At 71.6% G+C, this 8,487-nt stretch carries 7 protein-coding genes; 2 read left to right on the plus strand and 5 right to left on the minus strand.

The window, feature by feature from the left end; all coding sequences use genetic code 11:
- Nucleotides 1–108: 108 nt before the first annotated feature.
- The 3 genes from PV363_RS04450 to PV363_RS04460 form a co-directional block, all read right to left on the minus strand.
- Complete coding sequence (locus tag PV363_RS04450; RefSeq protein WP_220342397.1) at nucleotides 109–2,019, minus strand: anthranilate synthase family protein; 1,911 nt, start codon at nucleotides 2,017–2,019, stop codon at nucleotides 109–111.
- Nucleotides 2,020–2,027: 8 nt separating this feature from the next.
- Nucleotides 2,028–2,621 carry a hypothetical protein gene (locus PV363_RS04455; protein ID WP_220342398.1) on the minus strand — a complete coding sequence of 198 codons (594 nt, stop codon included), beginning with the start codon at nucleotides 2,619–2,621 and terminating at the stop codon, nucleotides 2,028–2,030.
- A 79-nt stretch (nucleotides 2,622–2,700) separates the two neighbouring features.
- Nucleotides 2,701–4,374 (minus strand): metallophosphoesterase, encoded by a 1,674-nt coding sequence (locus PV363_RS04460; RefSeq protein WP_220364752.1) that lies wholly within the window; start codon nucleotides 4,372–4,374, stop codon nucleotides 2,701–2,703.
- Between the two features lie 106 nt (nucleotides 4,375–4,480).
- Between PV363_RS04460 and PV363_RS04465 the strand changes: the two genes are divergently transcribed.
- Entirely contained in the window at nucleotides 4,481–4,990 is a 510-nt protein-coding gene (locus PV363_RS04465) for a flavodoxin domain-containing protein (protein ID WP_220342400.1), read from the plus strand.
- 9 nt (nucleotides 4,991–4,999) lie between these two features.
- Here PV363_RS04465 and PV363_RS04470 read toward each other — a convergent pair whose 3' ends face one another.
- Nucleotides 5,000–7,132: a UvrD-helicase domain-containing protein gene (locus tag PV363_RS04470; protein ID WP_301021757.1), complete on the minus strand. Its 2,133-nt coding sequence runs from the start codon at nucleotides 7,130–7,132 to the stop codon at nucleotides 5,000–5,002.
- 94 nt (nucleotides 7,133–7,226) lie between these two features.
- Here PV363_RS04470 and PV363_RS04475 point away from each other — a divergent pair, with 94 nt between their 5' ends.
- Entirely contained in the window at nucleotides 7,227–8,138 is a 912-nt protein-coding gene (locus PV363_RS04475) for a hypothetical protein (RefSeq protein WP_301021758.1), read from the plus strand.
- Nucleotides 8,139–8,150: 12 nt separating this feature from the next.
- Here PV363_RS04475 and PV363_RS04480 read toward each other — a convergent pair.
- On the minus strand, nucleotides 8,151–8,487 hold a 337-nt coding region (locus PV363_RS04480), incomplete at its 5' end, for an ATP-binding cassette domain-containing protein (protein WP_366525448.1).

The raw sequence follows: 8,487 nt of genomic DNA on the forward strand, positions 1-8,487 counted from the left end.
CCTCTACCCCCCGCGCCCGGGGGGGGGGGGGGGGGGGCCCCTGACCCCCACCCCTCCCCCGCGCCTACCCCCCCTGGGGCTCCCCCCCCTTCTGTCAACCTGGGGTGGTCAGCCGAGCAGCTCGGACACCAGCTCACCGATGACCCGGTCGCCGTGCTGGGTGAGGATCGACTCCGCGTGGAACTGGATCCCGCGGAACGTCGGCCCAGCCACCGTGTGGACGTCGCCGGACACCGGGTCGACCTCCACGGTGACGCGGTCGGGCAGCCCGTCGCCCGGCTCACGCGCCACGAACGTGTTGTAGAAGCCGACGGTCTCCGTACGACCGCGGAGCGGCAGCGCCGACTGCGTCCCCTGGAACACGATGTCCTTGTAGGCGAGGTCCAGACCGAGCGCGCCGCACAGCACCTGGTGGCCGAGGCAGACCGCGAGGAACCGACGACCTGTCTCCAGCAGGTCGTCGACGGCGCGTCGTACGGTCGCGATCTTGGGATCGTCGAGGTCGCGGGGGTCACCGGGACCGGGTCCGATGACGACCAAGTCGTACCCGTCGAAGGTCTCCGGGCCGTCGTAGTCCTCGTGGCGGACGACGTCGGTGCTGATCCCCAGCACGCCGAGCAGGTGCGACAGCATGTTGACGAAGTCGTCCTCGTTGTCGAGGACGACCGCCCGGGTGCCCGCCAGGGAGTCGGCCGGCGCAGTGTCCGACTGGTCCGACAGCCAGAACTGGCTCAACCGCTGGTTGCGCGATCCGAGCGCGATCAGGACCTCGTCGTCGTGGGCGAACGCGTCGAAGCCCTCGATCGGCGCCGGCGCCGCGGGCACGAGGCCGAAGGCGCTCAGCACCCCTGCGGCCTTGGCGTGCGTCTCCGCCGTCTCGTGGTCCGGGTCGGAGTCGCGGACCAGCGTCGCCCCCGCGGTCACGGTGAGGTTGCCCTCGAGGTCCACGTCGGCGGTCCGGATGAGGATCGGAGAGTCGGCTGTCGGACGCCCCTGCGCGTCGCGTCCGAGCAGCGCCGCCGCCGCCGCGTAGTAGCCGCGGCCCTCCTGCTCGTACTTGGTGATGAGCCGGCAGGCGTTCTCGACCGGGCTGCCAGTGACGGTCGCCGCGAACATCGAATCGCGAAGCACCTCACGGACGTCACGGTGGGTCCGCCCGGCGAGCAGGTACTCGGTGTGGACGAGGTGGGTCATCGGCTTCAGGTACGGGCCCAGCACCAGGCCGCCCTCCGAGCAGATGTCGCACATCATCTTGAGCTCCTCGTCGACGACCATGAAGAGCTCGTAGATCTCCTTCTCGTCGCCGAGGAACCGCAGCAGCTCGCGCTTGCGGTCGGCCTGGCTCTCCAGCCCGCGCAGCCGGAACGTGCCCGAGATCGGGTTCATCCTGACCTGCCCGGCGTCGACACTGACGTGACGCTCGGGGCTCGCACCGATCAGGTAGCGGTCGCCGGTGAACACCAGGAACGTCCAGTGGGCGCCCCGCTCCCGCTCCAGCAGACGGCGCAGGACCGTCAGAGCGGCGGCCGGGCCCCAGTCGGCGAGCCGCGCCCGGTAGTGCCGGCCGATCACCAGGTTGGCGCCCTCGCCCTGACCGATCTCGGCGTCGATCACGGTCCGGACCATCTCGGCGTACGTCGCGTCGTCGGTCTCGAAGCCGCCCTTGTCGGCGGGAGCGAGCTCTCCGTCGGGGAGGACGGCGAGGAGCTCGTCCAGCGCCACGTCGGTCGACGTCTCGGCCGCGATCACCGACAACGGGGTGCCGTCGTCGTGAGCCTCGAACCCGCGCTCGCGGACCTGCCGGTAGGGAACGAGCACGAGGCTGTCGTACGAAGCGGGTGCGCCGTCGACCGGGTCGCTCAGCGGGACGTCCATCAACGAGTCGACATCGGTACGGGCTCCGCCGATCAGGACGACCCGGTCGGAGTCGCGGACACGGATGATCGCGTACGACGGCAGAGCCATCAGCTGCTCGAGCGCCGCAGCGGTCTCGGCAGCCGAGTCGTGAGGAGAGGGCATCGTCGGTCCTAGGGTTCGTCGGCCGACGGGCTCACCAGACACGGCCGAGGAGGCGGGGTCTGGGATGTGCACGAGACGCCACCTAGAGGTGGCGCCACCAACCGAGTGTGGTCCGTGCGTTCATAGGCGAGAGCGTAGCGCACGCCTGGCTCCGTCCTGGCGTCCTGCCCGCCTCTTGGGACGGCGGTCAGGAGCACGAGCATGCCCACCGCTCCGAGTCCGAGAAGCCCCGGGCCGACGACGCCCACGGGCACCGCCGGCGGTGTCACGTCGGCGATGGCGGGATAGAGGTGTCCCAGCACCGTCCACGCAGACGCGGCGGCGCCGCTGGTCCCCGACACTAGCGCCGCGGTACGCAGCCCGGACGGTACGGGCGACCGTCGCCCGGCGAGGACCCGCGCGAGCCCGATCGCGACCAGACCGAGCAGCACGAACGCGAAGAGCAGCATCGCGAGGCCGACCTCGCGCACCGCGCCGCCGTACGACCCGTCGAGGCCGTCGACGACCCGCAGGAGCCCCGACAGCACGAGGAGCAGCGGTGCGACGATCGCCGGGCCGACGACGAGCGGCTGGCGGGGGCGGGGTGCCACGAACGGTGTCATCTGTCCACGGTCGGTCCGCGCCGTGCGCAGGCACCACCGGTGAAGCCCCGGAGACGACCCGGAGCCGCCCCGGGCCGGACTACCCGGCAGGAGCGGGTGTGGGCGCCGAGGTCGGCGTCGGAGCCGGCGTCGTCGACGTCGTCGGAGCCGGCGCGTCGGAAGTGACGTCGACCGGCACGTACGGCGTGACCTGGATGGTGCCGTCGGGGATGAAGTTCACCGGCTGCAGCCCCACGGGCCGTCCATCCCGGTAGGTGATCAGCGTGGCCTGCGCCTGCCGCCTGAGCTTGCTCCCGAGGGCGAAGGCGAACGCAGCGCCACCAGTGCTGGCATTGGTGAACGTCACGGTGCGCCGTCCGTCCTCAGCCGTGAGAACGGTAGGCCCGCGCTGGACGTGGAGGTGGCCGGACAGCACCAGGTCGACGCACCCTGAGCGCGCGACCTCCTCGCCGGTGGTAGGGCTGTGGACGACGACCGTGCTGATGGAGCCGTCCTCGCACGCCGTCTCGGTGAGCTCGCGTCCCTGCTCGATGATCGAGGACGAGCCCTGGGACCATCCCGCGGTGAATCCCGAGCTGCGCGGGTCGCTGTATCCGAGGAACCGGATGCCCTCGACGTCGACCGGCTTGCCGTCGAGGACCTCGAAGCCGTCCTTCTTCATCTGCTCGGCGACGAAGTCGCCCTCGTCATGGTTGCCGGCGACGGCCACGGTGGGCACGTCGCGGAACTGCTGAGCGAGCGAGCGGATGCTGAAGCCCTCCCACGACCCCCCGGTCGACGTGTCGTCACCGGCGTCGATGAGCAAGGAGGCGTCGACCTCGTCGGCAACCGCCCGGACGACCTTGTCCATGCCGATGTTGTCGTGCCGGTCGGCGACGAGGACCGCCACGATCTCCCCGTCCGCGGGCTTGCGGAGCTGCTCGGCGACCTCCGGCACGCGGTCCGCGAGGGCGCCGTAGAAGGTCACCGACGTCTCGTACGTCGTGATCGCCGACTCGACGATCGCCCGGCTGGCGTCGGTCGCGCTCCCGGAGGAGATCTGGAGCCTGTCGAGCGCGAGGTCGTCGGGGATCTGCGGATAGACCTCCGTCAGCGGACGCCAGCGGGTCTGCGTCACCGACTCGTCGGCCGGCTCGGGCCAGGTCAGCAGGACCACGGCCAGGACGGTCACGAGACCGAACGCGACCATGGTCCGCAGCGGCGCGTGCGGAACCGTACGGCGAGCGACGAAGCCCCGGACGCGCTCGGCGACCTCGTGGCGGCGACGACGCCCGAGCAGCACCCATCCGGCGACGAGGAGGAGCGCGACGGCGAGACCGGCCCCGAGCCCGCGCAGCGCCGAGGCGACCGCGATGTCGCGGACCACCCCGCTGATCTGGTCGATCTCGGCCTCGGGCTGGGAGGCGATGACGGCGTCGCGGGCGACGAGCTCGTTGAGGTCGTTGGCCTGGGTGTCGCCGATGTCGATGGTCACGCCGACCGACAGCGGTGTGTCGATCGGCATCCGGATCTGCGGGAGCACCGACCCGAAGTCGAGCGTCGCGTGCCCGTCGAACGTCGGCGTGACGACACCGGTGTGCGCACCCACGACCACGGTGCGGTGGGCGTTGGTGAAGGTCGTCAGTGCCACACCGCCGGAGACCACGAGGCCGACGAGCACCAGGGCGAGGATGGGCAGCCACGCGCGTCGGCGACGGCGCGCGGGCATCGACGGGGAGCCGGCGGGAGCGGGTCGGTCGTTCTGCTCAGGCATCGCCTCAAGTCTCTCGCACCGCACCACGCGCAGGGGCGGCGGTGTCCGTCCTGATCTGTGGTGCAGATCCTCGGCGGCACCCTACGCTGGGCTCCGGGAGGTCGTCATGGTGCTGGCGCTGGTGGTCTACGAGTCTCTCTGGGGCAACACCGAGTCGGTCGCACGCGCGATCGCCGACGGCATCGCCTCCACGTTCGGCGACGACGCGGTCACGGTCGCCGAAGCCGGGCCGGACGTCGGTCTCGACCCAGATCTCGCCCTCCTCGTGGTCGGCGGTCCGACCCACGCGTTCGGCATGTCGAGTGGGGCCACCCGTGAGTCCGGGCGCGAGCGTGGCGCGCCACACCTCCCTGACTGGGGAATCAGAGAGTGGATCGACGCACTCCCGTCACCCGGCAGAGCCGTTCGCGTCGCGGCCTTCGACACCCGTACGGTCTCGCCCCGACTGCCCGGGTCGGCCGCCAAGAAGGCGCTCAAGCGGTTGGTGGCACGCGGTTTCGAACCGGCCGCGAAGGCGCGGACGTTCGGCGTCCACGGGTACGAGGGGCCGCTCGCCGACGGAGAGCTCGACAGCGCCCGAGCGTGGGGCACCGAGCTCGCCGCCGTCGTGCGGTGACTCCTGCGGTCAGGCCTCGACGCGGTCCAACCAGTGGCGGGTGGACCCGACGGTGAGCAGGAGCTGGGTCGCACGGGTCAGCACGACGTACAGCGTGCGCCACCCGGCCTCCGACTCGGCGACGACCTCGTCCGGCTCGACCAGGACCACCGCGTCGAACTCCAGACCCTTGGTGTCCAGACCGTCGAGCACCCGCAGCCGGTCCAGGTCGTGCAGCTCCTCGGCGAGCTCGGCGGTGCCCTCCTCACGGCGGCCGGTCGGGACGACGACGGCGATCGTGCCCTCCACCCGCTCGGCGAGGTCGCGCACGCCTCTGCGGACGGCCGACCACACCGCGGCAGCCTCGACGACCTCGTGCCGGGGCTCCTCGCCCGTACGGCGCACGGCGTCGGGGGTGTCGGCCCCCGGGATCGCGACCCGCGCCACCTGGGCGGCGAGGTCGTAGATCTCGGCGGAGTTGCGGTAGTTCGTGGAGAGCCGGAAGTGGTGCTCCTCCTTGCCGTCCAGGGCCGCGGTCCGCGCCCGGGCGGCCTCGTCGGGGTATGGCCAGGACGACTGCGCGGCATCGCCGACGATGGTCCAGCTGGCGTACTTGCCACGACGGCCGAGCATCCGCCACTGCATCGGCGACAGGTCCTGCGCCTCGTCGACGAGCACGTGCGCGTACGAGTCGTCCTCGATGGACTGCGTCGACCGCTGTTTGCGGACCGCAGCCTCCTCACGCTCGAACGACATGAGCTGCTTGACGTCGTACGGGTCGTCGTCGCCGTCGGCGGCCGAGACCTCGCCGAGCAGGTAGCGCAGCTCGTCGATCAAGGGCACGTCCTCGACGGACGGGGTGCCGTCGGCGCTGCGCCACGACGTGGCGAGCAGGTCGATCTCGCTGCGCTTGAGGATGCCCTCGGCGGAGCGCCGCAGCGTCTCGGGATCACCGAGGGTCTCCCACACGTCGACGGCGTCGAGCGGCGGCCACCACGCGGTGGCGAAGTCGAGGAACGCGTCGTCGGTGGTGAGCACCTTGTCGAACTCGTCCCGCTCCTTCTCGAGCGCCCGCTCGCCCTCCACCTGCGACCAGAGCGCGTCGAGCAGGGTCTGCTGGACCTTGCCGTACGCCCGGTTGCGCTGCTGGCCCGAGAGGAGCTGACGCCGCAGGCGGTCGAGCGCCTGCGCGTCGAGGCGCAGCACGTCGTCGCGGTAGAAGTAGCGGAACGCGGTCGGCTCACCCGGCTGGGCGCTGCGGGCCACCCGGGACAGCACCTGGAGCATCCGTGCGGATCCCTTGACCGCGGCCACGGCGGGGGCGTCGTGGCGCCGACCCGAGACGCCGTCGACCACCTCACCCAGCGATCGCAGCGTCACCGAGGTCTCGCCAAGGCTGGGGAGGACGCGCTCGATGTAGCCCATGAAGACGCCGGACGGCCCGACGACAAGGACGCCACCGGACTCGAAGCGACGGCGGTCGACGTAGAGGAGGTAGGCCGCGCGGTGCAGCGCCACGACCGTCTTGCCCGTGCCAGGGCCACCACCGATGGTGGTCGCGCCACGGCTGGGTGCGCGGATCGCCTCGTCCTGCTCCTTCTGGATGGTCGCGACGACGGAGTGCATCGACGCGTCGCGGGCCCGGCTCAGGCTCGCGAGCAGCGCGCCCTCCCCCACGACGACCATGTCAGCGGGTGCGTTGTCGCCGTCGAGCAGCTCGTCCTCGACACCCACCACGGTCGCACCCCGGCTGCGGAGGACGCGGCGGCGTACGACACCGGCAGGGTCCTGCGCCGTCGCCTGGTAGAAGACCGATGCCGCCGGTGCTCGCCAGTCGATGAGGAGCACCTCACGCTCGGCGTCCCGGACGCCGATGCGGCCGATGTAGCGCTTGACGCCGTCGACCAGGTCGAGCCGGCCGAAGACCAGGCCCTCGTGGGCGGCGTTGAGCGCCGCAATCCGCTTGGACGCCTGGTAGACCATCGCGTCGCGCTCGACCAGCCCGCCCTCGTGGCCGACGTGGCCACGGGCGTACCCCTCCCGAGCGAGTGCCTGCGCAGCCTTCGTCGACTCCTCGAGCCGGCCGTAGACGACGTCGACGTACGCCTGCTCGTCAGCGATCTCGCGCTGCTCGGCCGACGACGAGTTGGGTTGGTCCGACACGGAGCTCCTCGATAACGTCACACACCTGGGGACAGAACACACAAGTCTATCCGGGGGGCGGGACATTCCCACGCGCCTCCCGAGAGGATGTCGCATGGCCCAGCTGATGACCGACTCCACGGTGCTCGCGACCGTGCGCGCCCGGGACGCCGTGACCTGGATGAAGGACGCGGCGGTGGCAGCGCACCGCGGCGATCTCCACGCACCGGCTCGGGTACGAGCCGACCTCGGAGGCGGGGCCCTCGTGGTCACCGCGGGCCACCTCGACGGGTCCTGGTACGGCTACCGGGCCTACGACACGTTCGGACTGGTCACCGGCGAGCAGGTCGTGGTCGTGCACGACGCGGAGACCGGCCGGGTCCACGCGGTCGCGATCGGCGCCGAGCTCGGCCCGCGTCGTACGGGTGCCCTCGGCGGTGCTGCCGCCGACGTCCTCGCAAACCCCGACGCGTCCCGCCTCGCGTTGATCGGGGCGGGCACGCAGGCGTGGACGCAGCTGTGGGCGATCGCCGCGGTCCGCGACCTGGCGGAGGTGCGGGTGTTCGCCCGCGACCAGGGCCACCGTGCCGCGTTCGCCCGACGGGTGCGAGAAGAGCACGGCGTCGCCTGCGTCCCCGCCACCTCCGCCCGCGACGCCGTGGACGGCGCCGACCTCGTCGTCTGCGCGACCACGAGCCCGACTCCGGTGATCGCCGCCGAGTGGCTCGTCCCCGGTGCGTACGTCGCGACGCTCGGTCCCAAGCAGATGGGCCGTCACGAGATCGAGACCGGCCTGCTGGAGTCGGCCGACGTGGTGGTCACTGACTCACGGGCGCAGGCCGTCGGTTACGACCCACCGAGCACCATCGTCGGGACACGGGTCGAGGACCACCTGGTCGAGCTCGGCGCGGTTCTCGACGGAGCCGCGACGGGACGCAGCTCGCGCGACCAGATCTGCCTCTTCTACTCGGTCGGCCTCGCGGGCACCGAGCCCTATCTGCTGGCGAAGCTCGCCGGTCTCGACTGACGCCGGGCGCGTCTAGACGTCCAGCGGCACGTTGAGCAAGGTCAGCAGGCGCCGCCTCAGTGCGCCGAACCGCGGGTCGTCCACCGTGCGCGGGTGCGCGAGGGGGACGTCGATCTCCTCGATGATCCGACCGTCTTCCAGCACCAGCAGACGGTCCGCCAGCAGGACCGCCTCGTCGACGTCGTGCGTGACGAGCAGCGCGGCGAATGCGTGCGCCGACTGCAGCTCGCGGAACAGCCGCTGCATCTTGAGGCGGTTCAGGGCGTCGAGTGCTCCGAACGGCTCGTCCAACAACAGCAGGTCGGGGCGTCGGACGAGCGCTCGTGCGATCGCCACGCGTTGCGACTGG

This window comes from Mumia sp., assembly GCF_028803055.1.
In the GTDB taxonomy this organism is placed as follows: domain Bacteria; phylum Actinomycetota; class Actinomycetes; order Propionibacteriales; family Nocardioidaceae; genus Mumia.